We start from the raw sequence: 1,657 nt of genomic DNA on the forward strand, positions 1-1,657 counted from the left end.
CCGTACTCATACCCCTGCTCAGCCAACCGCTCATACGCACCCACAACAGACACAGGCTCAGCACCAACCGGCGGCCACACCCCCAAATCGAAATCGGGTGCGGGTGCCTGCGGCAGAAGGACCCCCTCAGCGTGCAGCGTCCACGAGGCGTCTTGGTCGTCCTCCACACGGGAGTGCACACTCACCGCTCGCGCACCGTCATCCGCGCCGGCCCCGACCACGACCTGGACCTGCAACCCGGTGCTGTCAGGCAGCACCAGGGGCGCCTGGAGGGTCAGCTCCTCCAGCAGGCCGTACCCGACCTCCTCACCCGCACGCAACGCCAGCTCCACCAACCCCGTCCCCGGCACCAGCACACTCCCCAGCACACTGTGATCAGCAAGCCAGGGCTGGGTGGCGAGAGAGAGCCTGCCCGTCATCACGAGGCCACCGGAATCCGGAAGCACGACAGCGGCTCGCAACAGCGGGTGATCAACCGTGCCGAGACCAGCGGACTCCAGCGAACCACCGCTCCCAGCCCATGCGTTCGCCCAGTAGTCGACCGTGTCGAGCCAGTAGCTCTCGTGCTGGAAGGCGTAGGTGGGCAGGTCGACGCGGCGGGCTCCGGTGGGCGCGTAGTACGCGGCCCAGTCCGGGACATGGCCCACGGTGTGCAGCCGGGCAAGCGCCGTTACCAGCGCCTCGGGCTCGCTCTGGTTGCGACGGAGGCCCGGGACGAACACCGCGTCGGCCGCCGAGTTCTGGGCCATGGCGGTGAGGACGGCGTCGGGGCCGACCTCCAGGAACACGGAGACCCCGGCGGCCGACAGCGCGCGCACACCATCGCCGAAGCGCACGGCCTCACGGACGTGGCGCACCCAGTACTCAGGGGTACGTAGATCGTCGGCGGTCGCGAGTTCGCCGGTGAGGTTGGAGACCACCGGAATACGGGCCTCGCCGAACGTCACACTCTCGGCGACGGTACGGAACTCGTCGAGCATCGGCTCCATCAGCGGCGAGTGGAAGGCGTGCGAGACTCGCAGGCGACTGGTCTTACGGCCCTCCGCCTCGAAGCGGGCGGCAACCTCCAGGACCTCGTTCTCGGCGCCGGAGATGACCACCGCGTCCGGACCGTTCACCGCCGCGATACTCACCCCGTCCGACGTCAGGTACGGAAGGACCTCGTCCTCCGATGCGCGGACAGCGACCATCGCACCACCAGTCGGCAGGGCCTGCATCAGCCGCGCCCGCGCAGCCACCAGCCGCGCCGCATCCGCCAGCGACAGCACACCCGACACATGCGCAGCCGTCAGCTCACCCACCGAATGCCCGGCCAAGAAGTCCGGGCGCACACCCCACGACTCCAGCAACCGGAACAACGCCGTCTCGAACGCGAACAACGCCGGCTGCGTGAACTCCGTCCGCTCCAGAACCCCCGCATCCTCACCCCACACCACATCCCGCAACGACCCCGCCAGGTGACCGTCCAGCTCCGCGACCACCGCGTCAAACGCCTCGGCAAACACCGGGAACGCGCCGTACAGCTCACGCCCCATCCCCACCCGCTGCGCACCCTGACCCGTGAACAAGAACGCCGTCTTCGGCCTGGACCTGGCCGCGCCACGAAGCACCGAACCATCCCGCCGGTCACCAGCAAGCGCCCGCAGCCCCTCGACCA

General features: G+C 69.2%; 1 protein-coding gene. It reads right to left on the reverse strand.

Annotation, left to right across the window (positions count from 1 at the left end):
* Window positions 1-1,535 (reverse strand): acyltransferase domain-containing protein (locus ABZY45_RS35035; protein ID WP_356746301.1); only part of this gene is annotated, 1,535 nt, incomplete at its 3' end.
* Between the last annotated feature and the right edge of the window lie 122 nt (window positions 1,536-1,657).

This window comes from Streptomyces sp. NPDC006516 (assembly GCF_040611875.1).
Lineage (GTDB): Bacteria > Actinomycetota > Actinomycetes > Streptomycetales > Streptomycetaceae > Streptomyces.